Origin of the sequence: Xanthobacter dioxanivorans, from assembly GCF_016807805.1 — a bacterium.
Classification (GTDB): domain Bacteria; phylum Pseudomonadota; class Alphaproteobacteria; order Rhizobiales; family Xanthobacteraceae; genus Xanthobacter; species Xanthobacter dioxanivorans.
The window spans coordinates 843233-867391 of record NZ_CP063362.1; the positions used below are offsets into that span (position 1 = coordinate 843233).

Consider the following 24159-nt stretch of genomic DNA (forward strand, 5'->3'; position numbering starts at 1 on the left):
ACAGATTACGTCCTGAACAGATCTTTGCTTAATCCGGGGAGATCATGATTTCCATGGTGTCGTCGAAATCGTCATAGGGAAAGGGACGCTCCTCCTCTTCCACCAGGGCCACCCCGCACAGGCAGACATCGCGCCCCACCACCGCGAGGGCGATGGGCTCCAGGGTCTTGCCCTCGCAGGGGCCGTCGACGCAGCTGCCGCTCTCGATGTCGAACAGGGCGCCATGGCGGCCGCAGCGCAGGCGCGTGCCATCCTTGTTGAAGAATTCACCGCCGCCGATATTGAGCCAGGTGCCCTGGTGGGGGCACGCATTCACATAGCCCACGAAGTCCCGCGCCCCGGTGCGCACGATCACGATGCGGAAAGGCCGCGCCCCGCCGTCCTCGGTGATGCGGGACAGGTCGAACGCCCTGGCCTCGCCGGGATCGATGAAGCTGGTCTCGCAGATGGCATATACTTCGATTTCGTCGGCAGACATCCCGCTCACGCTCCTCGCGCGGCCCTCCCGAAAAGCGCCGGCACCTGTCGCAAATGGTACAGACCTGTCGGCCCCGCCCGCCGGAACGGCCGGCACGACCCGGACTGCCCCAATATTTGCATGAAGCATGCCGACGAGCGCCCGGGCCGGGATCCCGGTCCCTCCGGCGTCCATCCCGCAGGAAAGACACGCCATGCCGGCCATGAAGTTCTACATGACCCCCGGTTCCTGCTCGACCGGGATCCACATCATCCTGGAGGAGCTGGAGGAGGTGTTCGAGGCCCACATCGTGAACCTGCCGGCGGGAGACCATTTCAAGCCCGATTATGTGGCCATCAATCCCAAGTCGACGATCCCCGCCCTGGTGCGGCCGGACGGAACGACCCTGACCGAAGTGGTGTCCATCGCCTACTGGCTCGCGCGCAGCCGCGGCCGCGGCCGGCTCTGGCCGGGCGAAACGGAGGCCGAGACACGGGCGCTCGAAACCATGGTCTATGTGGTCTCCACCCTGCACGGCCAGGGCTTCGCGCGCCTCTTCGCCACGCCCACCTTCGCCGCCAGCCCGGGGGACCGGGCAAAGGTGGAGGCGCTGGGCCGCGACATCATCCAGCAGGGGTTCTCCATCCTCGACCGGGCGCTCGAGGGCCGGGACTATGTGGCGGGCCCGTTCTCGGCCGCCGATCCCATCCTCTTCTATGTGGAGTTCTGGGCCGAGAAGACCGGCATCGCCCTGCCGTCCAACCTCGCGGCGCACTACCGGCGCATGCTCGAGCGGCCGGTGGTGCGGCGCGTGCTGCGTGAGGAAGGCTACAATCTGGCGCTTCTCGGCGTGGAGCAAAGCCGCCCCAATTGAAGCGCGCCGCACGCATCCGGCCCGCAATCTGCTCCCCCGGATGGCGCCGCACGCTTCTTGCAAGATCCCCGCAGGATTCGGAGAGCAGCGTCATGGCCGAAATGATCGTGGTGACGGAAGAAAACCGGGACGACATGTCCCGCAAGGCTGGGATCTTCCTCTATTCGGAAACCCGACTCTGGCTGGAGGACGACAGCGTTCACCGCGCCGACGGCCCCGCCCTCCTCTCACCGGACGGCGTCGAGCGGTGGTACGTGCGGGGCGCCGAGGTCACCCGCGCGGTCAAGGCCTTCTTTGCCGAGAACAAGTGGACGCTGCGCGCCGGCCTCGACAGCGACGAGAAGCGCGACCGCTTCGCCGCGCAATTCCTGGGCTGAGGCGCCTTCGGCGGCGCGTCGAAGGCGCTGAAGTCGAAGGCCTGAAAAGGAAAGACCTGAAAAATCGTGATGGCCGGCACCCGGCCGGCCATCACGATGATCCACTACGCCCGCCAGAGCGCGCGCCGATCGGCTGGCATCGCAAGCTGACCGGAAAACACGTTCTCCATCTTGGAGCTGGAGGACGATTCACCGATCAGATTGATTCAATTTGATCGGATCGCACTCCAGCACCTCAGATGAGGCCGAGCTCCAGCTGAACCTCGTCGCTCATGCGCGACTTGTCCCATGGCGGATCAAATACAAGCTTCATCTTCACGTCGGAAACACCCGGCACGACGCCCACCGCCTGCTGCACCCAGCCAAGCATCTGCCCGGCAACCGGGCAGCCCGGCGCGGTCAGCGTCATATCCATTTCCACAACACCCTCATCCTTCACCTCAATTCGATAGATGAGGCCAAGGTCATAAATGTTCACCGGAATTTCCGGATCATTCACCGTCCGCAACGCGCTAACGATGGCTTCCATGAGCGCGGCTTCATCTTCCGCAAAATCGTCGAAACTCCGCGCTTCACCATGGAAGATCATCGTCGTCGGAGCAGCAATGCCGTGATCAGTTGGCTGTGTCATTTGCCCATTGCCTCCTGCCCCCTCGTCATACGGTACCGAAGCAAGCCGAGTGCCAATCGGGCGGTGTTGGTTCAGTCCAGCCCTTCCGCCAGCGCCGCCACCACCGGCCAGCCGACCGCGCCGGTCGGGTCGAGCACCTTCAGCGCCGCGAGCTTCTCGGCCGCCTCGTCCGGACGGCTCTGGCGCAGATGGATGAACGCCAAGGCCTTCAGAGTGTAGAGCGCAAACCGGCCGGGGCCATCGGGCAAAATGTCGTGGGCGACCCAGCGGCGCCAGTCGGGGTCCCACCCGGCCTGGCTCGCCGCCTCCGCCAGGCCGCCGCGTGCCGCGGCCTCGGCCTCGTCCAGGTTCCCCTGGTAGGTGTGGATCTTGTAGAGGCAGAAATAGACCGGCAACTCCGCCGGCGTGGTGGCGAGCGCCTGGCGGAACAGCTCGTCGGCCCGGTTGCGATCCCGCCGATAGGCGATGACGCCCTGCTGGAGCAGCGCGTTCACCGCGTCCGACACCTCGCCGAAATTGATGACATCGGCGTCGGGAAGCAGATCGATCATGAAACGGCCCTTCGATGGCTGGTGAAAGGCCCGGGGCCTATTTCACCAGATGGGGGTGGGGCGGCGTCTCGGCGAGCCGGGCGCCGCGGAAGGTCAGCGCCCGGCTCACCGCCTTGGCGATGACCAGGGCGCGGGCGTCGAGCCCGGTCCAGTCGGCGCCACGGCCGCGGGGGTCGATCTCCAGCAGCTTCACCCCCGCCGGAACCTCGGTTCCGTCGCGCACGACGCCACGCACCACGCCATCGAACGGCGCGCGAATGGGATCGTTGCCGAGATAGCCGATGTGGAAATCCTTGAAGACCCGTGTCCCGATCTCGATGGCGGAATGCCAGCGCCCCGGCACCTGGGAATGAACGAAGCGCTCGGCCGCGACCGCGCCGAGCGGGCGGGCGACCCCGTCGGGCGCGTCGGTCGGCCCGTGCTGGATGATCTGGCCTTCCTTGCCCGGCCGGGTCTCGATGGCCAGGTCGCAATTGGTGCCGCCGCTGAAGCCGGGACCGAGGCCGATGGTGAGCCGGGCGAGGCGGCGCAGGTCCGGCGTCACCTGGTACTTGTTCATCCGCGCATCCACCAGCAGGTCGATGGAGCCGAGCACGATGAGGTCCAGAAGGCCGAGATTGGTCACCATCACACCATTGCGGGCAAGGCCCGCGCGCACCCCCACGCCGGTGTCTGCGCGCTCGGCGCGCACGCCGTCGACGCTGGCGCTGTCCTCGAACAGCGCGTCGTGAAACGCCATCTTGCGACGGATCACCGGCGGCATCGGATCGTGCGACAGCACGACCCCGTAACCGGCCCGGTGGAGCTCGATGGCGACGGCCGACGCGATCTCGTTCGTGCCGAGTATCGTCGCGAAGGCGGGATTCATCCGCCCCCGGCCCGGCTGTTGCAATTCGCTCATGACTGGTCTCGCTTCCTTGGGGCGACAAAATGTAAGCAAGAGGCGGGCCGATTGGAGGAAATTCAGACAGCGGCGCCGATTTCGCCGCCCGCGCACCGCGGGACTCTCCCGGCGCCCGTTCAGCCCGCTTGGGAATAGCTGGAGCGGGGATCACCGCCGCAGGGATGGGCGGGTTCGGAACGCGGCGCGACGGCACCTGTCGGTTTTGCGACAGGTTCGCGGCGCCCACGGGCTTTGGTTGAGGTCGGCACGGGCCGCGCTTCACCGCGTGAAGCAGGCGGAACGCCCCGCGCCCGGGACGACCTGCGGGCGGGCAACGCGCGCCCCGGAACACGCCGCCGCACTTGGTTTCTCCCTTGCATGGCGCCGTGCGAAGCAAAGGAGACAGCGCGATGGCAATGGCCGCAACCGAGATCGAGCGCCTCGTCAAGGAAGCCCTTCCGGGGTCGCAGGTGGTGATCATCGATCTCGCCGGAGACGGAGATCACTACGCGGCGCGGATCACGTCCGACGCCTTCAAGGGCAAGAGCCGCGTGCAGCAGCACCAGATGGTCTATGCCGCGCTACAGGGGCATATGGGCGGTACGCTGCATGCCCTGAAGCTGGAAACCCTGGTTCCCAAGTAGAGCATTCCACGGACTCATCTACGTTTTCACCGCCATATTCTTTGAAACGGAGTTCTTGCCATGGCCAATGCAGCCGAACGCATCGAAGACATCATCGCGTCGAGCGACGTGGTGCTTTTCATGAAGGGCGTGCCCGCCGCGCCGCAATGCGGCTTCTCCGCCGCGGTCGTCCAGGTGCTCGCCCAGGTGGGTGTGCCCTACCGCGCCGTGGACGTCCTGCAGGACTTCGAGGTCCGCGAGGCCATCAAGGCCTATTCCAACTGGCCGACCATTCCGCAGCTCTACGTCAAGGGCGAGTTCGTGGGCGGTTGCGATATCGTGCGCGAGATGTTCCAGGCCGGAGAACTCACGGCCCTGATCGCCGACAAGGGCGTGGCCGCGCCCGTCGCCTGATACCAGACCTGGGGGCGGTGGGCTTGACGCATCAAGCATCGCCCCCAGGTCATGCCCGCGCGGCACTGGAGCGAAACCCGCTTCTTGGGAGCGAAACCCACTTGGCGTCGATCGCGGACCGAGGCCGATGGCATGAGCCCCGATCCGATCGAAAAAGCCCGCCCAGCTGCTGCAGGGCGGGCTTTTTCCTGTCCGCTCACGGATGGCGCCAAGGCGCTTCCGGCGCACGCCGGGTGAGAGGAAATCCTCACCCGCAAGAAAACGAGATGAAAGAAACGAAATGACAGAACACGAGATGCGCGATTAACGGCGGGCAGCCGCCTTTGCCCGCCACGGACACGAACCGGGGACGAGCGCCCATTCCGGCAATGCCAACGGCCTCCTGCAAAAAACGGGGCAGGAGGCCGTCGATTACGTAATTGCCCGGATTGCGCCGGGCACACGGCCCGGCTTGAATATGCCCGTACTGATCAGGCGGCCTTCGCCGCTGATTCCACCTTGAGCGCGTCGACGCTGGCGCGATCCAGACGGAAAACCCCGCGGCCACCGGCAAGCGCCTGATAGGTATCCGCAGCGCGGTAGGAGAGGAAATTGAACCAATCCTGGGGATCCAGTCCCGCAGGGCGTTCGCTGATCTCGACGATCGTCCCGTTGGGGGCGAACCGCGCGTGAATAATGACCTTTTCCGCGTCCATCGTACTTCTCCACGTTTGCCCTCGTCGCGAACCGGCAGATCCCCATCCCCTTTTCGCGGCGACCTGAAAAACCAAAAATATGCGTCCGGCGACCCGGCTCGTCCGTGCCGAACGAACGCGATCTCCTTGCCGCCCTGCCGTCTCGACGGCGGGGCGCTTCTTCTTTCCCCGGGCGCCTAGCGGCTCCGCCGGCGCTTGTCCGCCGCGGCTTGGCTGCACGCTCCTGCAAGCCCTTCCTGCAAGCCCTGCCCTGCAAGCCCTGCGCTGACCCGAACCCCTCGCTCGCCAGGGCGCTTTCCGCCGCCGGCCCCGAAAGCGCCTCTGCCCGCCTTGGGCAAAGGCGCTCGCGTGATCAGAGGCCGGAGAACTCGCCCAGCAGCTCCACCGTCACATTTTCGGTGCCGAGCACGGTGACGTGCTTGGCCAGGCGAGACTTCGAGCTGACGCCCACGATCGCGTCCAGCGCCTCGTTCTCCTCGCGCGTGGTCTTGGACAGGCCCTTGCGGCCCTCCTGAATATAGACGTGGGAAGCACCGCCGTCCTTGTCAGACTTCTGCTTCTCCGCCAGACCCGGCTCGACGGTGATGAGCGCCTCGAGGAGGTTCGTCCCCTCTGCGACCTCGGTGGTCTTACCGATGGGCATAACCTTCAACGTAACCGTGGACATCAAAAACTCCTGTCGTTTCTGCTTTTGTGATTGGGTGCGCTCTTCTTTGCCTTCAGTAGATGGCGGCGCCCGCCCCTACATTGATCGAGGCATCCTTCATCGTTGCGACGATGAACTCGATTTCATCCTCCGAGAGATGCGTATGGAACGGCAGGGCGACCGCCCGGTCCGCTACCTTCTCGGTCACCAGGAAATCCCCCCGCCGATAGCCGAGGTCGAAATAATGGCGCTGCAGGTGCAGCGGATTGCTGTAGGCAACGGATTCCACCTTCTCCAACTTGAGGTCGTCGACGATGGAGTCGCGGCTCGACTTGGAGAAGCGGGTGCCGAGGTGCACCACATAAAGGAACCAGTTCACCTCGGTGACGTCCGGCCCGATGAAGGGATCCTTGATGCCCTCGAAGGACTGCACGTACTTCAGGTAGAGATGCTCTACCGTGTGCCGCTGCTCGAGGATTTCCTCCACCCGCCGCAGCTGGGTGAGGCCGAGAGCCGCGGACACGTCGCTCATGGCGCCCTGGTAGGGCGCGGTCATGCTGACCACCACCGACGAGCGCTCGTCGGGCCGGTGGGAGCGGAACCGCCTGAGGGCCACGGCGACATCGATGTCGTCGGTCACCACCATGCCGCCCTCGCCGCACACCAGCGGGAACGGCTGTGAGAAATCGAACACGGACGTGTCGCCGAACGTTCCAACGAGGGCGCCCTTGTAGCGCGAGCCGATGGCCTCGGTGGAATCCTCGATGAGCGCCACCCGGTGCTTGCTCGCGAGCTCGCGAAAGGCGGCCCAGGGCGCGGGGTGCCCGTTGGTGTTGCCGGCGACGATGGCCTTGGTCTTTTCGGTGATCTTCGCCTCGGCCTTCTCGGGCACGAGGGTGCCGGCCCAGTAGTCGATGTCGGCGAACACCGGCCGGGCGCCGGAAAGGCTGATGGCGTGCACCGTCTCGCGGAAGGAGTAGGGCGCGCACACCACCTCGTCGCCCGGCCCGATGCCATAGGCCTTCAGCGTGTAGAGCAGGCCCAGGGTGCCGCTGGGCACCGCCACCGCATATTTGCGCCCGAGATAGGCCGCGAACTCGGCCTCGAACGCCTCCGCCGTCGGGCCGCTGGACAGCCGGGGCGCCTGCAGGGCGTTGCTCACCGCCTCCAGCTCGGCGACGGTGATGTCGGGATCCGACAACAGGATGTTCGTATCCTCGCCGCCGTCGCCCTCGACGTCGGTAAGGTCCATGTCGGCGATGAGGTCGAAGTCGCTCATCACGCGCTCCGCCGGGCAAGGATGACGCCGGTCGCGCGGCCCGGATCGGAGGTGATGTGGGCGCAGTGGTCGGCGGTGTCGAGCAGGTGGATGTCGAAGCGGGAGTAGGTGCGGAAGGGATCTTCCGTCACATCGGAGGCGTCGCACTGGGTCCACGAGAGCGTGGGGAAGCGGCGCCGCAGCTCGGCGAACACCGGCACCGAAGCATCCTCCACGGTGAGGAGCTTCTCGATCTCGCTGAGGTCGTTGTCGCTCAAGCCCATGACTTTACCTCTCCCTTGCCGGCGGACTGACGCATCCCCGCCAATGTGGCGGGGGAAGACAGGCCCCATGCAGGATCATTGCCAAAACTTGCGCTCGCTATCGTCGTTGAGGAGATCCAGCACTTCCTTCAGCCGCTCGTGCGTGCTGTCGAGCTCCCAGACGCGCGTCCCGTGGTTCTTGCGGAACAGCTGCCACTCCCCCTGCTCCCCGTCGAACAGCATCAGGGCGATGTCCACGACGCCGCCCTCCGGATCGATGTTGCGCGAGCAGCACGCGCTCTCGATGCGATAGCCCCCGTCCGTGGCGAGCACGCGCGGGGTCACATAGCGATAGCGCTTGCGCGCCTTGATCGCGCGCTCGATGCGCTTCCTGTCGAGATCGTTCGGATGAGCGGGCAGCCTCATCGCCGATGTCTCTTTCAAGGCGAGCGCGACCCGCATGACGGCCGCCTCAAAGGGGAATGATTTCTTCCTCGAGGCATCCCACCACGAGGCGCTCGGAAAACTCGATCAGGTAGATCGGGGTGTTGGTGTCGGTGTGGCTTCCCACCTGCACGATCTCGCCGGTGGTGCCGAGGCCGACCAGGAGCGCCTCCTCCGGCACGTCCGGATAGGATCCGTCGTTGTAGAGGTCGATCAGGGTCTTCACCTTCTGACCCCATTGATACTTGGGAAGACGCGGCTCCAGAATCATGCTCTTCAGGCTCCAGGCACGGCGGGCAGGGGAATGTCTTCTTCCTCACGCGGGATCGCGCTTTCCAGCTCCTTGCGCTTCATCCCCACGCGATTTCCACTTTCAGTGAATTCGACACCGTAGATGTAGAATTGCTGCAGGAAGGTGCCAATGGACACCACGTATCCGATCTCGCCCTTCCGGGCGAGGATTTCACCGATTTCCTTGCCCGCATAGGTTCCGTCGTTACGGATGACCCGCTTGGCCTTCACCTTCTCGCCGAAGTTGAAATATGGCGGCTCGGAGACTTCGACCACATCACTGTCACGGACGATGTTGCTCATAGCGGCATCTCCCTTGCTAGCTCCCCTCCCGCCCTGCGGGAGCGGGCGACCTCGCGCACGAAGTCGTCGTCGTCGTCGATCAGCTGGGACACCTGGGCCGGCGAAATGCGGCTCGCCACCTCGTAGCGCACGCGCCAGTCGGGATCGCAGAGGAGCGCGGATAGCAGGTCCGGCGCGAGGCGCTGCGCCACCTCCAGCCGCACCGCCGGGCTCGGGTCGTTCACCATGCACAGGAGCCATTCTCCCGGCAGACGCTTGGCGACCACCCGGCGCACCTCCGCCTCCGGATCGTCCACCATGCGCGACAGGAGCGGCGGCGCGAGCCGGCGCGCCACCACCAGGCGGACGTAATAGTCCTCGTCCGCCATCATGGGCGTGAGGTCCGCATCCTCCAGCAGCGACACGATGCGGATGCGCACCTCCCGGTGCGGATCGGTGCGCAGCGGCAGGATCTTGCTCTTCGGCAGCCGGCGGGCCGCGTTCCAGCGCACCGTCTCCTCCGGATCCTTGAGGAGCTGCGGCAGCACGAACACGTCCGCGTGCTTGGCCGCGATCGCCCGCACCTCGAAATGCTCGTGCCGCACATAGGAATTGGCGAGCTTCGGGTTCCAGTTGAAGAAGCGGTCGATGCGCCGGGCGTAGCGGTCGTTCACGCACGCCCGACGCAGCTGGCACTTGCCCGCGCCCAGCAGATCCTGGTGGGCGCACGAGGAGCAATCGACGTCTTCCCCGAGCCAGGTCTTGGCCTCGTCGATGTCGTCTTCAGTCATCGTCGTCCTGCCCCGCTCTGTTCAGCACGTCGAGCAAGAGCTTCGCACCGATCTTGTCGGTGGGATCGAGCTCGAGCAGCTTCATCACCGCGGCCCGCCCCTCCTCCAGATCGCCGAGGCGCATGTTGAGGTAGGCGTAGCCCTTCAGCGTGAACAGGAAGAAGCGCGGCATCAGCCGGTCGTAGCGCGAGAATTCGGCGTCGTCCGCCGTCACCTCGCGCCAGTCGGCCGGCAGATTGGTCTCCCGCTGTGCCTTGGCGAGGCACACCCGCGCCACCTCCAGGCATTCCCGAAGCCGGCCCTTGTAGAAGTAGAAGCGGTAAAGACCGATCAGCACCGCCGCATGACCCGGCGCCAGTGCTTCCGCCTGCCGCAGATGGGCTTCCGCGACTTCGTCCTGCTGGTAGGAGAGGCCGGCCTCCCAGAGATGGTACTCCGCGTCCTCCGGCAGCCCTCCCCCCATCACGGCGCTCGCAAGGAGCGCGTCCGGGGTGAGGAAATCCGGTTCGCCATTCACTTGCGAGCCTTGCATTCCCGTCCCCTCGTTTCCCTTTGCGCCCGCACCGTTCCATACACGAGCCGACCGCGCGCGACGGTCCCGGGCGGCTGCACCGCCTCGGGGCCTTCGCCGCTCAGTGCGCGTGCGAGCCGCAGCTGGTCGCCTTGGGATCCTGGAACACCAGGCCGGTCTTGGCGGCCGTGTCGGTGAAGTCGATGGTCACCCCGTCGAGCAGGAGGCGGCTCTCGGCGGGAAGGAACAGCTTCACGCCATCCTTCTCCACCACCGCATCGCCCGGCTGGGGCTCCTTAAGAACGGCGATCTCCGCGTTGAGCCCGGAGCATCCGCCCGGCGTCACGTGCATCCGGAAGCCGGCCGTCGGGCCACCGTCGGCCATGATCATCATGCGGATGAAGCGCGTGGCCGAACGGGTCATCGTGAAGTTCATCGTCTCTCTCCTCACGCGGTGGGCTGGTAACGCGGATACGAGGTGTCGATCACGCAGGTATCGTCCACCGGGCACACCGCGGCGCACTGCGGCACATCGAAATGGCCGATGCACTCGGTGCACTTCTTCGGGTCGATCACGAACGTGCCGTTCTTCTCGAAAATGGCCACGTTCGGGCATTCCGGTTCACAGGCCGAGCAGCTGGTGCACTGCGACGCCACGATTTTCAAAGTCATGGGATATTCCTTTGAGGCCCAGAGGCCGTGCCGGTCGGGTCGCGTCGCAACCCGACCGGCAAACGGACGCTCTGCCAGTCAGTGCGGGCCGGTCAGGCCGCGTTGGTCAGTGCGCCCTGGCGGATCTCGGCGTCACCGCGCACGGTGTGCTCGATCTCGCCGATCTTCACCTTGTTGAGGTATTCCTTGAACCAGGTGATGGCCGACTTCTCGATGAACTCGTGCGCGAAGCCGTCCACCGGCTCGATGCCGGCCTTGATGAGGTCCGCCTTCGGGCAACCGCCGATCTTCGCCACGAACACCGCATGACAGTCGTTGATGGCGCGGATGATGGTCTCGAGGCTGTCCTCCTCGCCGTAGCCGCCCTGGCAGTACAGGTCGACGCGGCGATGGCCGACGAACTTGGCGCCGCCGGTGGAGAGCTCCCACACCTGGAACTCCTTGGCGTGGCCGAAGTGCTCGTTGATCAGGCCCGAGCCCTTGGTGGCGACGGCGACGAGCAGCTTGATGTCGCTCTGCTCGCCGGCGAGGCTCTCGAGCTCTTCCTGCTTCGCGGCGACCTTCGCCACGCGCTCTTCCTCGACCAGGGCCTGGTAGGCCTTGCGGCTGTCGAGGTCGTAATTGACCTCCATGGCCATGATCTTGTCGGTGGTGAACTCGGCGGAGCGGTCCTCACCGAGCAGGCCCACCGCGTCGGCGCGGCACTGGCGGCAGTGACGCATCATGTTCATCTCGCCCTCACACGAATCCTGGAGCGCCTTGAGCTCCTGGGCGGTGGGGCCGCGCTGGCCGTTGAGGCCGAACACGGTGCCGTGCTCCGGCGCCGAGATGAGCGGCATGATGTTGTGGAGGAACGCGCCGCGCGACTTCACCGCCCGGTTCACCTCGACCAGGTGCTTGTCGTTGATGCCGGGGATCATCACCGAGTTGACCTTGCACAGGATGCCACGCTCGGTGAGCATCTCCAGGCCCAGCATCTGCCGGTCGGTGAGGAGCTTGGCGGCCTCATAGCCAGTGTAGCGCTTGTGCTTCCAGAAGACCCACGGATAGATCTTCGCGCCCACTTCCGGATCCACCATGTTGATGGTGATGGTCACGTGGTCGACGTTGAAGCCGGCGATGGTGTCCACGTGGTCGGGCAGGGCCAGGCCGTTGGTGGACAGGCAGAGCTTGATGTCCGGCGCGGTGCGGTTGATCAGCTCGAAGGTCTTGAAGGTCTTCTCCGGATTGGCCAGCGGATCGCCGGGGCCGGCGATGCCGAGCACGGTCATCTGCGGGATGGTGGAGGCGACCGCGAGCACCTTCTTCGCCGCCTGCTCGGGTGTCAGCTTCTCGGAGACCACGCCCGGGCGGGATTCGTTCGCGCAGTCATACTTGCGATTGCAGTAGTTGCACTGGATGTTGCACGCCGGGGCGACGGCAACATGCATGCGCGCATAGTGGTGGTGGGCTTCTTCACTGTAGCAGGGATGGTTCTTCACCTTCTCCCAGATCTCGGTGGGCAGGTCGCCCTGGCCGGCGGACGAGCCGCAGCTCGCCTTGCCCGAACCGCCGGAGGTTCCGCAACCCTGGTGTTCCGCCTTGGCCTGCATGACCTCGGCCAGCTTGTCGGCCACTGCGACTTCGCTCGTCTCTTGCTGTGTCGACGCGTGCATCTATCTGCTCCTCGCTTCCAGCAGGATCCTCAAAAAAATCCTGCGACCAGAAGAGCAACTGGCGTGCCACTGCCAGACGCCGCAAATTTTCATTACCTTTCAAATCGTTATTCGCATTTATCCGGCTGTAGGCTTGCCAACACGCACCCCGACAGGTCTGACATGTTGGAAAAGTTACATGCTCATTCGTCGATTTCGGCCGTTGTCCGCCGCGGATTTGATTTCAATCAATGCAGGCCGGCAAAAGCCGCGCGCCCGGCAAAAACGATGAGAGCATGCCCGTCGCCGGGCATGCTCTCATGTCTCGGTCCGAAGATGTTGCGGCCGGCTCAGGTACGCGCCGACATGATGATGTCCAGGGCCTTGGGCAACGGCATGGCGATGGGCGTGATGGCGTGGGTCAGCAGGAAGCGCAGCTCGTTGCGGGTCAGCTGCGCCTCGTCCACGATGGCGAAGTGCGGGGTGCGCGAGCGCTTCGCCACCTGCCGCGCATAGGTGCGCAGGAGCTGGTCGTGGAACCGGCAGCCGAGGAACAGGAAGCTGCGCTCGGTGCGACGGTTCTTCACCACGTCCGGGATCGGGGTCTGGATGTCGATCTCGGTCAGGACTTCCACATAGTCGGCGTCGGAAATCAGCCAGTTCTTGGCCGGCGCGACGCTGCCGTGGGGCTTGTAGAGCACGGTCGGCCAGCCCTCGGCGGCGGCGCGGTCGGTTTCCTGGCCGGCGGCGTCGTAGAAGCGGTACCAGCGATCCTCGCCGATGCCGGCGCGGGTGATGCCCTGGACCTCGCCCCAGTCGCTGCGACCGGCGAGCGCGGTGCGCATGGCGCCGTCATACCAGGTGTCCACGATCAACGGCAGCTTCAGGCCGGCGAGGAAGGACTGGACCGGCAGCGGCGCCACGGGCGGAGCGAACGCATCGGCCATCAGGGCCGACACGGTGTTGCGGTGCTTCATGCTCTCGATGTGCTGGGCGGCGGCCCAGGCGTTGCCCTTGGCGCGCTTCGGCAGGGCCACCTTGGTGCCGAAGAAGACCGAGAGGTCCTCCGGCGTGACCGGAATGGCCGGCGTTCCCAGGGGCAGAAGGCCGGGCCCAAGATAGGGCACGACCTTGCCGGCGACGAGCTCCGCCGCCACGTCCTTCAGGACGGCCTCGGCGTCGGCGAGCTTCAGCGTCTCGATATTGGCGACGGCGATATTCATGTCAGCTCACTCCTCCTCGCCGCGCTTGCGCGCGTTCACGGTGATGGGGAGGGTGGTGCCCTCGGCCATCTCCGGCAGTTCCAGGACCCAGCCGTTGGCGATCTTGATCCAACCACCCCACAGGGTCTCGTGCTCGGTCTCGACGATCGGCTCCTCCAGGTCCTTCTTGGGGACGTAGATGGACAGGCCCATCTCCGGGGAACGACGAATCATGATTTTCATACGATGGACTCCTTGAGCGGGCCGAACACGCCGCTGTGACCCGCACCCGGCCCGACACGGACGGGCTTCGGGATGCTCCTCGGGTGCCGCGCGGCGGCGAAGGCTGCGATCGGCGCGCGCCCGTCCACGCGGCCCGCGGCGGCGGCGCGCCGGGCGTCCCCTGGTTCAGACATGACCGGCGACGCCTTCCCCCTGCTGCCCCGCCCCTTCATGGGCGAGCCAGGCCGGCGACATGGCGCGCAGACGGGTGATGATCTCGGGCAGCACATCCAGCACGCGGTCCACGTCCTCCCCCGTATTCTCACGGGAGAGCGACAGGCGGATGGCGCCGTGGAGCGCGCTGGCCGGCAGGTTCATCGCCCGGAGCACGTGCGAGGGCTCGGTGGAGCCGGAGGTGCAGGCGGAGCCCGTGGAGGCGGCGATGCCCGCCTTGTTGAGATTGTGCAGCACCGCCTCGCCGTCGAGATACTCGAAGGCGATATTGGCCGTGTTGGGCAGGCGGTTGTCACCATCGCCGTTGAGGAGCGCGTGGCTGACCTGCTGCAGGATGCCCTGCTCCAGCCGGTCGCGCAGCGCCTTCACATGGGTGCGCTCCGCCTCCATGTGCTTCAGCGCGAGATCCGCCGCCGCGCCGAGGCCGATGACGCCCGGCACGTTCTCGGTGCCGCCGCGCCGGCCGCGCTCCTGGTGGCCGCCGCGGATAAGGGGGCGGAACTTCACGCCCTTCTTCACGTAAAGGGCGCCGATGCCCTTCGGGCCGTGCAGCTTGTGGCCAGACAAGGACAGCATGTCGATGGCGGTGGACTTCAGGTCGATGGGCACCTTGCCGACGGCCTGCACCGCGTCGGTGTGGAACAGGGCGCCGGCCTGGCGGGCCATCTCCGCCAGCTCGGCCACGGGGAACAGGGTGCCGGTTTCGTTGTTCGCCCACATCACCGAGGCGATGGCGGTCCTCGGCGACAGCGCCTTGCCATAGGCGTCGAGATCGAGCCGCCCGTGGCGGTCCACCCCGATGAGATGCACCCTGGTGCCGCGGGTCTTTTCCAGATGGGCGACGAGGGTGAGGATCGCCGGGTGCTCCACCGTGGTGGTGACGATCTCGTCCCGCCCCTCCTGCGTCTCCAGCGCCGAAAGGATTGCCGCGCTGTCGGCCTCCGTCCCGCCGGAGGTGAAGATGATCTCGTGGTCGAACGCCGCGCCAAGCAGAGCCTGAAGCTGCTTGCGCGCGGCCTTCACCGCCTCGCCCACATGCGCCCCGAAGGCGTGGGTGGAGGAGGCATTGCCGAAATGCTCGCTGAAGAACGGCAGCATGGCCTCGACCACGAGGGGATCGGTCCGTGTCGTCGCGTTGTTGTCGAGATAGACCGGCCGCACGGAAGCACCCCTTCAGATCGTCTGAGCCTGGAGGCCCGCCGGGCCTCAGCGGACCGGCGAGGCGGCGGGCGCCGGAGCCAGCGGCGCGGCGGAGGGCGCCGGCGAAAGCGCCTTCAGGCTCACCAGCGGCTTGTTCTGCGCGCCGGCCACCGGGATGAGGCGGATGAGCTCGCCGAGGCGCTCGACGATCTTGGTCTGGATGCCCTCGATGGTCTCGCTGGCCAGCTTGCAGAACACGCAGGCGCCGGTCATCTTCACCATGACCTTGTTGCCGTCGATCTCGACGAGCTCGCAGTCGCCGCCGTCCCGCTTGAGATTCGGACGGATCTCCTCGATCACCTCCCGGATGATCGCCTCACGCTTGGCTTCGCGGGTAAGCGGCTGACGCTCTTCGGTCTCGGCGAACATCGCAGTGTCCTCTCTAGAATTCACTCGACCCGGTGCGCATCCCGACCTCAGCCGAAGGACTTGCCGCAGGAGCAGCTCGAGGTGGCGTTGGGATTCTCGAAGGTGAAGCCGGCGCCCTCAAGGGCCACGACGAAGTCGATGACGGTGCCGGCGAGGAGCTCGTGGCTCTTGTTGTCCACGAACACCCGCACGCCCTCGCGCTCCACCACCGTGTCGTCCGGCTCGGAATCGCTGACGAGGCCCATCTTGTACTGGTAGCCGGCACAGCCGCCGGTCTCGACCATGATGCGCAGGCCGCTGACGGGCTGATCGGCGCCCAGGATCGCGTCGCGGACGGCATTCAAGGCGCTGTCGGTCAAATTGATCATCGCTCGACCTTCGCTTGAGAGACTTCGTTGGGAAGGACGGGAGCAAGCCGCATGCCAGACAACAACGGACTGATTTACCTCGCTTTTCCGCAACGGACCTGTTGCCTTTGCGACGCGTGTCCGGTTTCGGACACGCGGCGCGGCGCGGTTCAGGCACCGAACCGCACGCGGCCCGGCCGGCTCCGCCGCCCCGCCCAGCCGCCGGCCCCGCGCCTCCCGCCCGGGGCGCCGCGCCCCCGCGATCACTGGTCGTTGCGGCGCCGGTGGATGCGCCGGGAGGGCGCGGCCGGGGTGGCGGGGAGGGCTGATTGTCGCTCCCCCGCGCGCCGGAGGCCGCCCGCGGCCGAACCGGCAGACTGTTTGCATGAGATGCACGCCTGCCCCCTGCGCGGGTGGGCCGCCGAACCGCCTTCGGCGGAGAGCGGCGCCTTCGAGCCCACGAAGGCGCGCCCTGCTCGCGCCTGTCCAAAAGTTGTGTGCTGAACCGGAGACCATTGATGACTGCGATCGAGAACACCCCCCTGGGCCGGCTGGATAAAGAGGGGCGACTCCTGAATGCCGTGCTCAAGCAGCCGACCAAGCCGGGCCGCTTCGATTTTCGCGGCGACATCGCCCTGAAATTCCAGGTCGCCGTCGCCGACGAGAAGCGCCCGCCGGAATACACCATGGAGCAGGTGCTGGTCTGCGCCGAGGAGGGCAAGACCACCATTCCGGTGCTGGCCGGCTACCTGCAGAACTTCGCCTTCCTCGCCGACGTGGTGGACGTGCTCGGCGACGCGCTGGCGCCCGACGGCAAGTATTTCTTATTCTGCAACAACATCGACCTCCTGTCGAAGTATCGCGTCACGCATGGCGGCAAGACGTTCTATGTCCTACCCTGCGACGAATCCACCGTGTGGAAGGAAATGACCGAGCTTCTCAGCATCGACAAGAACGACATCAAGAAGCTCGACACCGGCGGGAAGACCGACGTGGTGCTCGATGCGGCGCGCGACTGGCACGAGGACTACGAGGTCATCACCTACGAGAAGGGCGTCTCCATCATGGAGCCGGTCAAGAACCGCAACGAGAACCGCCCGGTCTGATCCCGGGCCCGGCCGCCGAAGCGGGCCCTCGGCGCATGCCTTCACCGCATGTCAACGAGGGCCCATATCACCGCGGGTCCCTGTCACCTCGGGTCCCTGTGACCGAGAAGGCCCCGGACGTCCGGCGGCGATGCGCCGGACGCTGTCGGCTCACACGCCGCCGCCTTCGTCGGAGCAGGACGTCACCTCGTCCTCATCGTCGTCGTCCACATCCTCGGCGAGGGTCACGCCCAGCGCGCAGATGTCGTTGTCGATGACGCTGAGGGTCACCGGCACGAGGTTCTTGCCCTTGCACGGCCCTTCGAGGCACGCGCCGGTGCCGAGCTCGAACAGGGCGCCGTGCTTGCCGCACATCAGGCGGATGCCGTTGGGGTCCAGGAACTGGTTGCGCTCCCAGTCGAGCTTCACCCCGTCGTGCGGGCAGCGGTTGACATAGCCGAACACCTGCCGTCCCCAGCGGACGATCACGAGGTTGAACGGCTGCTCGGTCCCGTCCTCGGCCACCTGCATGAGCTCGAAGCCCCGCGCCCGCTGGCTCGGAATGTCGCTCATGGAGCAGATGACGTAGGCGACACCGCCCTGGGGCACAGTTTCGTCTTCCGCGATGCTCGGTTCCATCTTGTCCTCGTTCACGATGCACTCGTCAGGATCGGGCCACCCCCGGCACCGACGCCGGGGGCAAGGGGGTGCCGGCCTCGGCCTTGGCCAGGAGGCGCCGGTTCGCCGCCAGGCAGAAGTCGCGCCAGGCGGCGGCGACGTCGCGCAGGATCGTCTGCACGTAATCCTTGGAGAGGTGGTGCTCGCCGGGAAAATTGGACAGGGCGCACGACGTGCGGTTGAAGGCGATCACATCGTCCAGCAGCGTCTGGATGAAGTCGCGGAACGGCAGCTGCACGTCCGGCATGAGGGCCGATCGGCCCTTCTCCACCCCCACGCCGCGCATGTCGAACGGCAGCGTATCCAGCATGTCGGCGGCGCGATCGTAGAGGTCCTCGATGGCGCCCAGCATGGCGCGCTGGGTGAGCTGCTCGCGATCCTGGGTGGCGAGCGCCCGGTTCAGCCGCACCCGGTAGGCCTCGAATGCCGTGTCGTTCTGGGCGCCGACCCAGGCGGCGAAGCGGGCGAGGCTCGCGGCATTGACCGACAGCCCGTCCGGCACGCCCGGTTCGGCCCCGTCCTCGGCGCGCTCCCGCGCCAGCGCCCGGTCGATGCGCCGCGCCGCTTCCAGCGCGCCCTCCAGGTAGCCGGCCCCCTGGGTCGCGGTCTCCGAGCCGCCGAGATGGAGGCGGCCGTCCCACAAGGGCCGGCGCAGCAGCGGATTGGAGAAGGCCACGTGCTCGCCCGGAGGCTCGGCACGGTCGCGCGTGGAACAGGTGAAGGGCTCCTGCGCCCAGTCCTGGCAATGCTGCTCGCCCGCTTCGGCGGCGCTGCCGAAGACCTGCACCATCTGGCTGTCCATGAGCAGGGGCAGGCCGACGCTGAACGCCTCGCGCAGGTCCGGCGGAAAGCTGAGGAAGCCGCCCAGCGCCGCCTTGGTGCCGCTGGCGTCGCAGGCGTCGAAGATCTCGCCCACCACCGCCTGCTCGTGGGTCACGAAGGCGTTGCCGGACTGGCCCGCCTCCCGCCAGAACGCGGAGGCGAACGCAATCATCACCTTGGCCTGCGCCGCCATCCAGGTGGGCGCGGCGCCCATGGCGTCGCGGGTGGCCGCGTCCAAATCGGGCGTGAAGCGAACGGTCTCGGCCACGAGGCGCGGCGGCAGCGCAATCACCACATGCCGGGCCTCGACGGTCAGGAAGGCGTCGTCCACCCGGAAGGTGAGCGCCACGTGGTCGCCCTTGTCCTCCACGCCGGACAGCACGTGGCCGAGACGGACCCGCTCTTCCGGCAGCCCTTCGGCCAGAGCGGCGATGATCCGCGACATGCCGCCGGCGACGCGCTGCGCGCCGCCGTGAACCTGCTGGTCGAGGCCCCGGGGCGTCTTGTCCGCCTCGGTGAGGTGCAGCACCGCGCCTTCGTCGTGCTGCGGAAAGGAGACGAGCCCGAGGTCCGACACGAAGGCGGTGATCAGCGGCTGCGTGTCGGGCCAGAACCAGGTCGGGCCGAGGTCCAGCGCCCCGCCGGTGGTAGCGGAGACGGCCGAGAGGATCCGGCCGCCGAGGCGGGCGCGCGCCTCGAACACAGTGAAGCTGCGGCCCTGCTTCTCCAGATGCCGCGCCAGCGCGAGACCACAGAGCCCGCCGCCGATGATTGCCGTTTCCAGCATGGATCAGTCCCTCGCTAGAGCCCGCGCCGACCGGCCTGCACCGCGCGCCGATCGGAAAAGGCGCTCTCCATACTCGCGTTGAAAGGCGGATTCTCATCCGGGCTGAGTCAGCGGGGAGGATCCGGCTCTGGCGCGTTCCTTGGAGCCCTTGCAAGATTCGCGCACAGCGCCCGCAGGCCCCTTTCCACGCGCGATTGGGCCCTGGTTTGTGGCATCACCCACCGCGCCGCGTCGGATTTCCCGCGTCCCGCGAAACATTTCCGACACGAACGCCCGGAGCCGTATCCACGCTCCACCCGACGCGGCCGCCAAATCCCCGGCAGGCACGGGCTTTTCCGGGTGCGTCGCGCCTCGGCGCGGGAGGGCGGGCGAAGTGGCACGAAACTTGATCGGTCGGAAGGACAGTTGATCGGACACATTTGCCTTGTGGAGATTGAAATGATCGTCGCGTCGGAATTTGCCAACCGCTCCCTCGAGGAGATCAAGGAGCTGCTGGCCGGCGGCACCTTGACCATCTATTCCGTGGCCCGCCCGGTGAGCGCCGACCACGCCGTCGACCGCAGCGGCAAGCTCGCGACCTTCACCTTCGGCGCGCCGTCCTTCAACACCCCGTCCGAGGACGGCTCCGAGGTGCCGAACTTCGCCGCCCCGGTGACCGCCTCCGACGTGGGAACCCCCGGCTTCGCGCGCGCCGTCACGGCCGACGGCAAGGTGGTGGCCGATTTCTCGGTCGGCCCGGGCGACCGCGAGATCAAGCTCGCCGAAGTGTCCTGCAGCCACGGCGCGCCGGTTCGCGTCACCAGCTTCAAGTTCAACCCGGAAGGCGGCTGGCCGGAGCGGGCGGATTATTACGACGCCCATCCGCGTCCCGGCTACGCCCTGCCGAAAGTGCGCTGAGGCCCGGGGCTCATCCGCCGCCGCGACGCTGCGGCGGCGGATGAGCCCGGAACGCTCACGCGGCAGGCGGCCACGGCCCGCCCGCCGCCGAGGACCCTGAGAATTGCCGGCTGTCGAAACTCGACAAGGAGATCCCCGCGTCATGTCCATTGCCCTTCCCGGACCGCTGGTGAGCACCGATTGGCTGGCCGAGCATCTGGCTGACCCGAGCCTCAAGATCCTCGACTGCACCTGGCTCCACGAGAGCACCAACATGGACGGGCGCACCCAGTATCGCGGCCGCCATCTGCCGGGGTCGGTGCATTTCGACATCGACCACGTGGCCGATAAGAGCAATCCGCTCCCGCACATGCTGCCGCCCGTGGCCGAGTTCGCCAAGAAGGTCGGCCTTCTGGGCGTGGCCAACGGCGACACGGTGATCGTCTATGACCGCATGTGCGGCGGCGCCGCGGCGGCGCGGGTGTGGTGGATGTTCCGCATCTTCGGCTACGACAACGTGGCCATGCTGGACGGCGGGTTCGGCAAGTGGACCAAGGAGAAGCGGCCGGCGGAAATGGCTCCGGTGCGGCCCGATCCCAAGACGTTCACCGCGGTGTTCGATCCGGCCCTGGTGCGCGACCTGCCGCAGATGATCGCCAATCTCTCCGGCAAGGCCGAGCAGGTGATCGACGCGCGCGGCCCGGCCAAGTTCTCCGGCAGCCAGGATGACGTGTTCCCGGTGAAGAAGAAGGGCCACATTCCCGGCTCCATCAACCTGCCGTGGGGCGACTTCATCGTCGAGGAGACGGGAGCCCTGATCCCGCCCGAGGCAATGGCGGCGCGCTTTGCCGCCGCCGGTGTCGACATCGCGAAGCCCATCACCGTCACCTGCGCATCGGGGACCATCTCCTGCGTGCTGCTGCTGGCGCTGTTCATCCTCGGCAACAAGAGCGCCGCCCTCTATGACGGCTCCTGGGCCGAATGGGGCCTCGCCGACGACACGCCGGCAGCGGCTGCGGCCTGAGGAGCAGCGGGGAGCGCGCCATGTCCGATCACGATGAACTCAGCCTGGTCAGCGACGGGGAGGAATTCCTTCTCCTCGCCAAGCCGGACCAGTCGCACTTCCTGCTCCGCTTCAAGCCGGATGGCCTTGCCGCGGATCTTTCCGGAGAAGACGCGGAGCGTTTCCGCGGCGATTATGAAACCGTGAAATCCCAGTTTCCGGACTGGAGTTCGGATCAGGTGCTGGCGCAGCTCTGGGACCAGGGCGGCTACAGTTGGCTCGCGGCTCAGGACGGGTGAAGACAATGGCAACAACAACGCTCATCAAGACGACTTCGGACGGCCGCAAGCTCGAGGTGTCGGGCCTCGCCCTCCTGCTCGACGGGCAGCTCGAGGCCTTCGACCTCACCGAGGTCAAGCTCCATCCCAACAAGCGCAAGATCTGGTCGGTGCATCCGGAGGCGACCCACCTCGCCGGCCGGGTGACCCTGACCCAGGAAGAGGCGGACCTGGTGGAGAAGGCCTTCAGGGAGACGGAGGCGGAGATCCTGGCCAGCCCCGCCGCCATCAACGAGCGCTTCCGCATCGCCATGATGTGGCGGGCGCGCAGCGAAGGCATCGAGTAAGCCTGCCGGCGCAGCGCCTGCGGGATGAAGGCCCGGCCCGGCGCATGCCGGCGCCGGGCCGTGTTCGTTCAATGGGATGTGATCGGCGGGCGCCGAAGGGCTGCCGCCGGCCGGATGGAAAATGCGGATTATGGACGATGCGGCCGGCGGGGGGCGGCGCCGGCGCTTCATGCGCGACGCGACAGCGGGCGATCGGGACCGCACAGCTTCTCCGCGGGATTGAACGGTGCGGCGAAAGGCCAGGCCGTCGCCCTCCCCCGCTTTACTCGGCGGCTTCCGGAAGGGCGTTGTTCAAGGGGGCGGTGTCCAGAAGCGCGGTGTCCATCGGCGCGTTGGCGTTGGCCGCGCCGAAGTTGCGGCTGCGGGCGAGGCGCGATTCCCCATCCTCCGCGCCGAAGCAGATGTGGAATTCGTCGCAATCCGAGCAGACCGGGGCGGCGCAGAGCGTGAAGCCCTCGGATCCGCACACCATGCGGTAGAGGAACTTCTTCCACTTCATGTCCTGGCGGTTCTTCATGGCCAACGGCGCGAAGCGGCGCGTCATCAGTTCGCGCAGCTCCTCCCGGCTCCTCAGCCCCAGGTCCTGCCACAGATGATGCGGCGCCTGGCAGCGCCGGGCGATCATCGCGATGAAATAGGCCTGAAGCCGGCCGGCATCGGAAGAATAGATACCGAGAATATCCCGGACGGACTGCTCCTCCGGCTCCACCGCCACGGGGTGCTCGTCCACCTGTTGCGCCAGAACCGGCGCGGCGGCGGGAAACAGGATGCCCGACAGGTCGAGGAACGCGCGCCGCTCGAGCCCGACCGAGTCCAACTGGTCGCGGCCGTCTTGCTCCGCCTCGGCGAAGGCGACGGCGAAGATGGATGCCGCCACATGCACGTCGAAGGCGTCGCCGGCCGAAGAGGTCGATGATGCGATCAGCCAGTCATAGACCTCTTCGGCAGTCATGGGCGCGCTCCGTTCGCCGATGCGCCGCGATCAGGCGGCGGCCTTCTCGTGGCCGTGAATCTGGCAGCTGGCCGGGCAGACACGCGCGCATGCACCGCAGCCGATGCAGGCGCCCGTGTCGGCCATGACCATCACCTTCTTCTCGACCTCATCGTCCTCGTCATCGTCGAGGGAGACGACTTCGCCGTCCTCGTTGATGCCCTTCAGCGTCATCACGTCCCGACCGCAGACTTTGAAGCAGCGCCCGCAACCGATGCATTTATTGGCATCGATATCGAGCAAATAGTCTGGCTGCCAGGCTCGACCGTCCCGGGTTTCGTGCGACATGTCGAAAGTGCCTTCTCAGGTTCAGGCGGCCTTGATCAGGCGGCCTCAAGGGCCTTCAAGTCCGCGCGCTTCTTTTCCAGCTCGGCGAAGGCGCTGTGCGCCCTCTTGGCGACATCCATGATGGTCTCCCAGCTGATCGGGAGTTCCTCGGACAGATCGTGGAGATCCATTTTCGCCTGGGTCGCCTTGGCGCTGAGCTTCTTGATCTCGGCCTTCAGTTCTTCCACGTCGCTCATGGTTTCACCCTGTCAGAAGTTGGCCACTTCGGGGAACTTGCGGATCATCTCGACGCCGGAAGCGACGAACTTCGTTCCCTCTTCCCCGAGCTTGCCGAGATTGTCGAAGCCGTAGCGGTGAACGTCCCGCAGCTGCTTGTTGACGACGATCAGCCGGCCGCCGATGAGCACCATCCGGCCGAAGCCCTCGTGGCTCATCTTGAGCATGGGAGTGATCATCACCTTGGTCTCACGCTCGATCATGAGGCACACGGCGTTGAAGAACAGCTCCATCCGCCAGATGGTCTCGGGGTCGGGGTCACCGATGATGGGCAGCGCGCGACGCGCCTCCTTGTCGACGATGTAGGGCGCGATCAGGTCGAGATCCGCCTTGCCTTCCCACGCGCCGTGGGTGTCCTGGGCGCGCCAGACCTTGATGAGCTCCTTGATGAACGGGATTTCTTCTGCCGACACCGGTTCGATGACTTGCGCTTCTTCGGACATGTCCATCCTCATTCGTCAAAATCGAAAGTACGTTCCTGGCCCTTCGACATCACCTTGCGCAGCCAGGGCGGAGGCGTGCCGCGCAGCACGGTGGCCAGCTTCTCGATGAGATCGGAGATCTCCTCGGGCTGGTTCACCTTCATCGGGTGGATATTGTTGGCCACCACCCGGGCGGCGCCCGAACCGCCGATGGCGGCGACATAGAGGATGGCGCAATCCTTGATCGCCTCGATCTTCGGCGCGAGCTTGTCCTCGTTGCCGTCTTCCTTGAGGTCACCGTCGAATTCGATGGCCTCGACGAAGTGGGAATTCTCCGGTCCGACCTCGTAGATGGCGATGTTCTTGGCCCAGCCGAAATGGGCATCGACCCGTTTCAAGTCCTGAGTTGCGAATGCGACTTTCATGGGAGGTTCG

36 protein-coding genes and 1 pseudogene are annotated in these 24159 nt (G+C 66.4%); 9 read left to right on the forward strand and 28 right to left on the reverse strand.

Annotation, left to right across the window (positions count from 1 at the left end):
- Positions 1–28 precede the first annotated feature (28 nt).
- A complete protein-coding gene (locus tag EZH22_RS04025; protein ID WP_203194487.1) occupies positions 29–478 on the reverse strand; it encodes a Rieske (2Fe-2S) protein in 450 nt (149 codons plus the stop codon).
- A gap of 202 nt (positions 479–680) precedes the next feature.
- Between EZH22_RS04025 and EZH22_RS04030 the strand changes: the two genes are divergently transcribed.
- Both EZH22_RS04030 and EZH22_RS04035 read left to right on the forward strand, forming a co-directional pair.
- Positions 681–1331 carry a glutathione S-transferase family protein gene (locus tag EZH22_RS04030; RefSeq protein ID WP_203196371.1) on the forward strand — a complete coding sequence of 217 codons (651 nt, stop codon included), beginning with the start codon at positions 681–683 and terminating at the stop codon, positions 1329–1331.
- Positions 1332–1423: 92 nt separating this feature from the next.
- Positions 1424–1708, forward strand: coding sequence for an aldehyde dehydrogenase (locus EZH22_RS04035; RefSeq protein WP_203194488.1), 285 nt, complete (start codon positions 1424–1426; stop codon positions 1706–1708).
- Positions 1709–1943: 235 nt separating this feature from the next.
- Here the strand turns inward: EZH22_RS04035 and EZH22_RS04040 are convergent, their stop codons facing one another.
- The 3 genes from EZH22_RS04040 to EZH22_RS04050 form a co-directional block, all read right to left on the reverse strand.
- Positions 1944–2339: a DUF59 domain-containing protein gene (locus EZH22_RS04040; protein WP_203194489.1), complete on the reverse strand. Its 396-nt coding sequence runs from the start codon at positions 2337–2339 to the stop codon at positions 1944–1946.
- 71 nt (positions 2340–2410) lie between these two features.
- Positions 2411–2890, reverse strand: a complete 480-nt coding sequence (locus EZH22_RS04045) for a tetratricopeptide repeat protein (protein ID WP_203194490.1) — start codon at positions 2888–2890, stop codon at positions 2411–2413.
- A 37-nt stretch (positions 2891–2927) separates the two neighbouring features.
- Entirely contained in the window at positions 2928–3791 is an 864-nt protein-coding gene (locus tag EZH22_RS04050; protein ID WP_203194491.1) for a xanthine dehydrogenase, read from the reverse strand.
- A 392-nt stretch (positions 3792–4183) separates the two neighbouring features.
- Between EZH22_RS04050 and EZH22_RS04055 the strand changes: the two genes are divergently transcribed.
- Complete coding sequence (locus EZH22_RS04055) at positions 4184–4417, forward strand: BolA family protein (RefSeq protein WP_203194492.1); 234 nt, start codon at positions 4184–4186, stop codon at positions 4415–4417.
- A 60-nt stretch (positions 4418–4477) separates the two neighbouring features.
- Positions 4478–4810: a Grx4 family monothiol glutaredoxin gene (gene grxD / locus EZH22_RS04060; RefSeq protein ID WP_203194493.1), complete on the forward strand. Its 333-nt coding sequence runs from the start codon at positions 4478–4480 to the stop codon at positions 4808–4810.
- A 470-nt stretch (positions 4811–5280) separates the two neighbouring features.
- Here grxD and EZH22_RS04065 read toward each other — a convergent pair whose 3' ends face one another.
- The 17 genes and pseudogenes from EZH22_RS04065 to EZH22_RS04145 form a co-directional block, all read right to left on the reverse strand.
- Positions 5281–5505: a hypothetical protein gene (locus EZH22_RS04065; protein ID WP_203194494.1), complete on the reverse strand. Its 225-nt coding sequence runs from the start codon at positions 5503–5505 to the stop codon at positions 5281–5283.
- Between the two features lie 352 nt (positions 5506–5857).
- Complete coding sequence (locus EZH22_RS04070; RefSeq protein ID WP_203194495.1) at positions 5858–6172, reverse strand: ferredoxin; 315 nt, start codon at positions 6170–6172, stop codon at positions 5858–5860.
- A 52-nt stretch (positions 6173–6224) separates the two neighbouring features.
- The gene (locus EZH22_RS04075; protein WP_231711488.1) at positions 6225–7403 is read right to left on the reverse strand and encodes a DegT/DnrJ/EryC1/StrS family aminotransferase; all 1179 of its coding nucleotides are present in this window, start codon (positions 7401–7403) and stop codon (positions 6225–6227) included.
- Positions 7404–7429: 26 nt separating this feature from the next.
- Positions 7430–7693 (reverse strand): hypothetical protein, encoded by a 264-nt coding sequence (locus EZH22_RS04080; RefSeq protein WP_203194497.1) that lies wholly within the window; start codon positions 7691–7693, stop codon positions 7430–7432.
- A 75-nt stretch (positions 7694–7768) separates the two neighbouring features.
- Complete coding sequence (locus tag EZH22_RS04085) at positions 7769–8134, reverse strand: DUF3024 domain-containing protein (protein WP_231711290.1); 366 nt, start codon at positions 8132–8134, stop codon at positions 7769–7771.
- A 10-nt stretch (positions 8135–8144) separates the two neighbouring features.
- Positions 8145–8384 carry a nitrogen fixation protein NifZ gene (locus tag EZH22_RS04090; protein ID WP_203196373.1) on the reverse strand — a complete coding sequence of 80 codons (240 nt, stop codon included), beginning with the start codon at positions 8382–8384 and terminating at the stop codon, positions 8145–8147.
- 8 nt (positions 8385–8392) lie between these two features.
- The gene (locus EZH22_RS04095; RefSeq protein ID WP_203194498.1) at positions 8393–8710 is read right to left on the reverse strand and encodes a nitrogen fixation protein NifZ; all 318 of its coding nucleotides are present in this window, start codon (positions 8708–8710) and stop codon (positions 8393–8395) included.
- Positions 8707–9480: a 4Fe4S-binding leucine-rich repeat protein gene (locus tag EZH22_RS04100; RefSeq protein ID WP_203194499.1), complete on the reverse strand. Its 774-nt coding sequence runs from the start codon at positions 9478–9480 to the stop codon at positions 8707–8709. The genes EZH22_RS04095 and EZH22_RS04100 overlap by 4 nt, the downstream gene beginning before the upstream one ends.
- Entirely contained in the window at positions 9473–10012 is a 540-nt protein-coding gene (locus EZH22_RS04105) for a hypothetical protein (protein ID WP_203194500.1), read from the reverse strand. The genes EZH22_RS04100 and EZH22_RS04105 overlap by 8 nt, the downstream gene beginning before the upstream one ends.
- Before the next feature lie 100 nt (positions 10013–10112).
- On the reverse strand, positions 10113–10427 hold the full coding sequence (locus tag EZH22_RS04110) for a HesB/IscA family protein (protein ID WP_203194501.1): 315 nt from the start codon (positions 10425–10427) through the stop codon (positions 10113–10115).
- Between the two features lie 11 nt (positions 10428–10438).
- Positions 10439–10663, reverse strand: a complete 225-nt coding sequence (locus EZH22_RS04115) for a 4Fe-4S binding protein (protein WP_203194502.1) — start codon at positions 10661–10663, stop codon at positions 10439–10441.
- A gap of 92 nt (positions 10664–10755) precedes the next feature.
- Positions 10756–12318, reverse strand: coding sequence for a nitrogenase cofactor biosynthesis protein NifB (nifB, locus tag EZH22_RS04120; RefSeq protein WP_203194503.1), 1563 nt, complete (start codon positions 12316–12318; stop codon positions 10756–10758).
- 329 nt (positions 12319–12647) lie between these two features.
- Positions 12648–13520 carry an SIR2 family NAD-dependent protein deacylase gene (locus EZH22_RS04125; RefSeq protein WP_203194504.1) on the reverse strand — a complete coding sequence of 291 codons (873 nt, stop codon included), beginning with the start codon at positions 13518–13520 and terminating at the stop codon, positions 12648–12650.
- Positions 13521–13526: 6 nt separating this feature from the next.
- Positions 13527–13742 carry a putative nitrogen fixation protein NifT gene (gene nifT, locus EZH22_RS04130; RefSeq protein WP_203194505.1) on the reverse strand — a complete coding sequence of 72 codons (216 nt, stop codon included), beginning with the start codon at positions 13740–13742 and terminating at the stop codon, positions 13527–13529.
- A 165-nt stretch (positions 13743–13907) separates the two neighbouring features.
- Positions 13908–15116, reverse strand: a complete 1209-nt coding sequence (gene nifS, locus EZH22_RS04135) for a cysteine desulfurase NifS (RefSeq protein WP_203194506.1) — start codon at positions 15114–15116, stop codon at positions 13908–13910.
- Between the two features lie 141 nt (positions 15117–15257).
- Positions 15258–15524: pseudogene (locus EZH22_RS04140) on the reverse strand (NifU family protein); the annotation flags it as partial.
- Positions 15525–15571: 47 nt separating this feature from the next.
- Positions 15572–15892, reverse strand: a complete 321-nt coding sequence (locus tag EZH22_RS04145; RefSeq protein ID WP_203194508.1) for a HesB/IscA family protein — start codon at positions 15890–15892, stop codon at positions 15572–15574.
- 497 nt (positions 15893–16389) lie between these two features.
- Here EZH22_RS04145 and EZH22_RS04150 point away from each other — a divergent pair, with 497 nt between their 5' ends.
- Positions 16390–16977, forward strand: a complete 588-nt coding sequence (locus tag EZH22_RS04150; RefSeq protein ID WP_203194509.1) for a hypothetical protein — start codon at positions 16390–16392, stop codon at positions 16975–16977.
- A gap of 150 nt (positions 16978–17127) precedes the next feature.
- Here EZH22_RS04150 and EZH22_RS04155 read toward each other — a convergent pair whose 3' ends face one another.
- Positions 17128–17595 carry a Rieske (2Fe-2S) protein gene (locus tag EZH22_RS04155; RefSeq protein ID WP_203194510.1) on the reverse strand — a complete coding sequence of 156 codons (468 nt, stop codon included), beginning with the start codon at positions 17593–17595 and terminating at the stop codon, positions 17128–17130.
- A 25-nt stretch (positions 17596–17620) separates the two neighbouring features.
- Positions 17621–19243, reverse strand: coding sequence for a flavin monoamine oxidase family protein (locus EZH22_RS04160; RefSeq protein WP_203194511.1), 1623 nt, complete (start codon positions 19241–19243; stop codon positions 17621–17623).
- Positions 19244–19681: 438 nt separating this feature from the next.
- On the opposite strand from EZH22_RS04160, the gene EZH22_RS04165 reads away from it, so the two are divergent.
- The 4 genes from EZH22_RS04165 to EZH22_RS04180 all read left to right on the forward strand — a co-directional run bounded on the left by EZH22_RS04165 (position 19682) and on the right by EZH22_RS04180 (position 21747).
- The gene (locus EZH22_RS04165; RefSeq protein WP_203194512.1) at positions 19682–20140 is read left to right on the forward strand and encodes a hypothetical protein; all 459 of its coding nucleotides are present in this window, start codon (positions 19682–19684) and stop codon (positions 20138–20140) included.
- Positions 20141–20282: 142 nt separating this feature from the next.
- Entirely contained in the window at positions 20283–21143 is an 861-nt protein-coding gene (locus EZH22_RS04170; RefSeq protein WP_203194513.1) for a sulfurtransferase, read from the forward strand.
- A 20-nt stretch (positions 21144–21163) separates the two neighbouring features.
- A complete protein-coding gene (locus tag EZH22_RS04175) occupies positions 21164–21421 on the forward strand; it encodes a hypothetical protein (protein WP_203194514.1) in 258 nt (85 codons plus the stop codon).
- Positions 21422–21426: 5 nt separating this feature from the next.
- The gene (locus EZH22_RS04180) at positions 21427–21747 is read left to right on the forward strand and encodes a hypothetical protein (RefSeq protein ID WP_203194515.1); all 321 of its coding nucleotides are present in this window, start codon (positions 21427–21429) and stop codon (positions 21745–21747) included.
- A gap of 262 nt (positions 21748–22009) precedes the next feature.
- Here the strand turns inward: EZH22_RS04180 and EZH22_RS04185 are convergent, their stop codons facing one another.
- From EZH22_RS04185 to nifX, 5 genes are read right to left on the reverse strand one after another with little or no spacing between them, the layout of a single operon-like run.
- Positions 22010–22699 (reverse strand): nitrogen fixation protein NifQ, encoded by a 690-nt coding sequence (locus EZH22_RS04185; RefSeq protein ID WP_203194516.1) that lies wholly within the window; start codon positions 22697–22699, stop codon positions 22010–22012.
- A 30-nt stretch (positions 22700–22729) separates the two neighbouring features.
- Complete coding sequence (gene fdxB / locus EZH22_RS04190; RefSeq protein ID WP_203194517.1) at positions 22730–23026, reverse strand: ferredoxin III, nif-specific; 297 nt, start codon at positions 23024–23026, stop codon at positions 22730–22732.
- Positions 23027–23061: 35 nt separating this feature from the next.
- The gene (locus EZH22_RS04195; protein WP_011995773.1) at positions 23062–23262 is read right to left on the reverse strand and encodes a CCE_0567 family metalloprotein; all 201 of its coding nucleotides are present in this window, start codon (positions 23260–23262) and stop codon (positions 23062–23064) included.
- A gap of 12 nt (positions 23263–23274) precedes the next feature.
- Positions 23275–23745 carry a NifX-associated nitrogen fixation protein gene (locus tag EZH22_RS04200; protein ID WP_203194518.1) on the reverse strand — a complete coding sequence of 157 codons (471 nt, stop codon included), beginning with the start codon at positions 23743–23745 and terminating at the stop codon, positions 23275–23277.
- Between the two features lie 8 nt (positions 23746–23753).
- Complete coding sequence (gene nifX / locus EZH22_RS04205; protein ID WP_203194519.1) at positions 23754–24149, reverse strand: nitrogen fixation protein NifX; 396 nt, start codon at positions 24147–24149, stop codon at positions 23754–23756.
- Between the last annotated feature and the right edge of the window lie 10 nt (positions 24150–24159).

What these genes read in the sequence shown, in the direction of transcription:
- EZH22_RS04100 (WP_203194499.1), bottom strand. Translation starts at nt 9,480, where the DNA reads ATGACTGAAGACGACATCGACGAGGCCAAGACCTGGCTCGGGGAAGAC.
- EZH22_RS04195 (WP_011995773.1), bottom strand. Translation starts at nt 23,262, where the DNA reads ATGAGCGACGTGGAAGAACTGAAGGCCGAGATCAAGAAGCTCAGCGCC.
- EZH22_RS04095 (WP_203194498.1), bottom strand. Translation starts at nt 8,710, where the DNA reads ATGAGCAACATCGTCCGTGACAGTGATGTGGTCGAAGTCTCCGAGCCG.
- EZH22_RS04045 (WP_203194490.1), bottom strand. Translation starts at nt 2,890, where the DNA reads ATGATCGATCTGCTTCCCGACGCCGATGTCATCAATTTCGGCGAGGTG.
- EZH22_RS04145 (WP_203194508.1), bottom strand. Translation starts at nt 15,892, where the DNA reads ATGATCAATTTGACCGACAGCGCCTTGAATGCCGTCCGCGACGCGATC.
- EZH22_RS04155 (WP_203194510.1), bottom strand. Translation starts at nt 17,595, where the DNA reads ATGGAACCGAGCATCGCGGAAGACGAAACTGTGCCCCAGGGCGGTGTC.
- EZH22_RS04125 (WP_203194504.1), bottom strand. Translation starts at nt 13,520, where the DNA reads ATGAATATCGCCGTCGCCAATATCGAGACGCTGAAGCTCGCCGACGCC.
- EZH22_RS04075 (WP_231711488.1), bottom strand. Translation starts at nt 7,403, where the DNA reads ATGGACCTTACCGACGTCGAGGGCGACGGCGGCGAGGATACGAACATC.
- EZH22_RS04025 (WP_203194487.1), bottom strand. Translation starts at nt 478, where the DNA reads ATGTCTGCCGACGAAATCGAAGTATATGCCATCTGCGAGACCAGCTTC.
- grxD (WP_203194493.1), top strand. Translation starts at nt 4,478, where the DNA reads ATGGCCAATGCAGCCGAACGCATCGAAGACATCATCGCGTCGAGCGAC.
- fdxB (WP_203194517.1), bottom strand. Translation starts at nt 23,026, where the DNA reads ATGTCGCACGAAACCCGGGACGGTCGAGCCTGGCAGCCAGACTATTTG.
- EZH22_RS04035 (WP_203194488.1), top strand. Translation starts at nt 1,424, where the DNA reads ATGGCCGAAATGATCGTGGTGACGGAAGAAAACCGGGACGACATGTCC.
- EZH22_RS04050 (WP_203194491.1), bottom strand. Translation starts at nt 3,791, where the DNA reads ATGAGCGAATTGCAACAGCCGGGCCGGGGGCGGATGAATCCCGCCTTC.
- EZH22_RS04085 (WP_231711290.1), bottom strand. Translation starts at nt 8,134, where the DNA reads ATGCGGGTCGCGCTCGCCTTGAAAGAGACATCGGCGATGAGGCTGCCC.
- EZH22_RS04160 (WP_203194511.1), bottom strand. Translation starts at nt 19,243, where the DNA reads ATGCTGGAAACGGCAATCATCGGCGGCGGGCTCTGTGGTCTCGCGCTG.
- EZH22_RS04070 (WP_203194495.1), bottom strand. Translation starts at nt 6,172, where the DNA reads ATGTCCACGGTTACGTTGAAGGTTATGCCCATCGGTAAGACCACCGAG.
- EZH22_RS04165 (WP_203194512.1), top strand. Translation starts at nt 19,682, where the DNA reads ATGATCGTCGCGTCGGAATTTGCCAACCGCTCCCTCGAGGAGATCAAG.
- EZH22_RS04180 (WP_203194515.1), top strand. Translation starts at nt 21,427, where the DNA reads ATGGCAACAACAACGCTCATCAAGACGACTTCGGACGGCCGCAAGCTC.
- EZH22_RS04080 (WP_203194497.1), bottom strand. Translation starts at nt 7,693, where the DNA reads ATGGGCTTGAGCGACAACGACCTCAGCGAGATCGAGAAGCTCCTCACC.
- EZH22_RS04055 (WP_203194492.1), top strand. Translation starts at nt 4,184, where the DNA reads ATGGCAATGGCCGCAACCGAGATCGAGCGCCTCGTCAAGGAAGCCCTT.
- nifX (WP_203194519.1), bottom strand. Translation starts at nt 24,149, where the DNA reads ATGAAAGTCGCATTCGCAACTCAGGACTTGAAACGGGTCGATGCCCAT.
- nifT (WP_203194505.1), bottom strand. Translation starts at nt 13,742, where the DNA reads ATGAAAATCATGATTCGTCGTTCCCCGGAGATGGGCCTGTCCATCTAC.
- EZH22_RS04200 (WP_203194518.1), bottom strand. Translation starts at nt 23,745, where the DNA reads ATGTCCGAAGAAGCGCAAGTCATCGAACCGGTGTCGGCAGAAGAAATC.
- EZH22_RS04175 (WP_203194514.1), top strand. Translation starts at nt 21,164, where the DNA reads ATGTCCGATCACGATGAACTCAGCCTGGTCAGCGACGGGGAGGAATTC.
- nifB (WP_203194503.1), bottom strand. Translation starts at nt 12,318, where the DNA reads ATGCACGCGTCGACACAGCAAGAGACGAGCGAAGTCGCAGTGGCCGAC.
- EZH22_RS04170 (WP_203194513.1), top strand. Translation starts at nt 20,283, where the DNA reads ATGTCCATTGCCCTTCCCGGACCGCTGGTGAGCACCGATTGGCTGGCC.
- EZH22_RS04150 (WP_203194509.1), top strand. Translation starts at nt 16,390, where the DNA reads ATGACTGCGATCGAGAACACCCCCCTGGGCCGGCTGGATAAAGAGGGG.
- EZH22_RS04065 (WP_203194494.1), bottom strand. Translation starts at nt 5,505, where the DNA reads ATGGACGCGGAAAAGGTCATTATTCACGCGCGGTTCGCCCCCAACGGG.
- EZH22_RS04115 (WP_203194502.1), bottom strand. Translation starts at nt 10,663, where the DNA reads ATGACTTTGAAAATCGTGGCGTCGCAGTGCACCAGCTGCTCGGCCTGT.
- EZH22_RS04185 (WP_203194516.1), bottom strand. Translation starts at nt 22,699, where the DNA reads ATGACTGCCGAAGAGGTCTATGACTGGCTGATCGCATCATCGACCTCT.
- EZH22_RS04105 (WP_203194500.1), bottom strand. Translation starts at nt 10,012, where the DNA reads ATGCAAGGCTCGCAAGTGAATGGCGAACCGGATTTCCTCACCCCGGAC.
- EZH22_RS04040 (WP_203194489.1), bottom strand. Translation starts at nt 2,339, where the DNA reads ATGACACAGCCAACTGATCACGGCATTGCTGCTCCGACGACGATGATC.
- EZH22_RS04030 (WP_203196371.1), top strand. Translation starts at nt 681, where the DNA reads ATGAAGTTCTACATGACCCCCGGTTCCTGCTCGACCGGGATCCACATC.
- EZH22_RS04110 (WP_203194501.1), bottom strand. Translation starts at nt 10,427, where the DNA reads ATGAACTTCACGATGACCCGTTCGGCCACGCGCTTCATCCGCATGATG.